This window comes from Oleiphilus sp. HI0043 (assembly GCF_001634935.1).
In genome coordinates this window covers 1-879 of the sequence record NZ_LWEY01001427.1, presented here as the reverse complement: position 1 = coordinate 879, position 879 = coordinate 1, and the positions used below count along the sequence as shown (strand labels likewise).

Below are 879 nucleotides of genomic sequence, written 5' to 3'. Positions count from 1 at the left end.
TGCTTGCTGTATCGTCTCTTATTTGGTTTTGACGATGCATCAACGCTTAAAAATGTTTCCGGTACTACAGCAGTCCTTGGTAATATTTTTTATTATCGGAATTTTGTTGATGATTGTGATGACTATCAGAGGAGCGCTTGGCGCTGTCGATAATAATATGTCTTATCTGGGAGCTGCACTATCAAGCGCCTTAGTTTGGCCTTTTGTATTAATTTTCACCGACCGTCTTGTTTTTGCATTGCGATAATAAAAAAACGCTTTGATATGCCGCTTCGTTTCAATAGCTGCTAATCTTATTATTTTGACAGGAAAGTTTCAGGTAGTGCTATGAGTGAAGAGCTTTTAATTAACGTTACGCCGGTTGAAACTCGTGTAGCGCTTGTAGAAAACGGAATGCTGCAAGAAGTGTATATCGAGCGTTCAAGTTGTCGTGGCTTCGTTGGTAATATCTACAAAGGAAAAGTAGTCCGTGTGCTTCCTGGAATGGAGGCTGCATTTGTTGATATTGGTCTTGAGCGCGCCGCATTTATACACGTTTCTGATATCACCTCTAACCCACAAGTCGGTGAAACTGGCGAAAGTGAGAATAATGCAGATATCGCATTATTGTTGCGCGAAGGTCAAGAGCTTGTTGTTCAAGTCATCAAGGATCCCATTGGTACGAAAGGTGCCCGTTTAACCACTCAGCTGTCAATTGCTAGCCGTTACTTGGTTTATATCCCAAGTGTTTCACATATTGGTATATCTCAACGTATCGAAGATGAAGTAGAGCGAGAGCGTTTAAAGCAGCTTGTTTTGAATTGTCAGGTAGATAACGAAGAGGCAGGCTCGGGCTTTATTGTGCGTACTGCGGCCGAAGGTGCAGGAGAAGATGAGTTT

The 879-nt window shown here is 42.2% G+C and carries 2 protein-coding genes; both read left to right on the top strand.

The features are described from left to right. Positions 1–247 (top strand): rod shape-determining protein MreD (gene mreD, locus A3729_RS20080; protein WP_156498041.1); only part of this gene is annotated, 247 nt, incomplete at its 5' end. Between the two features lie 80 nt (positions 248–327). Then, positions 328–879: ribonuclease E/G (locus tag A3729_RS20075; RefSeq protein WP_156498040.1), on the top strand; the 552-nt coding region annotated here is incomplete at its 3' end.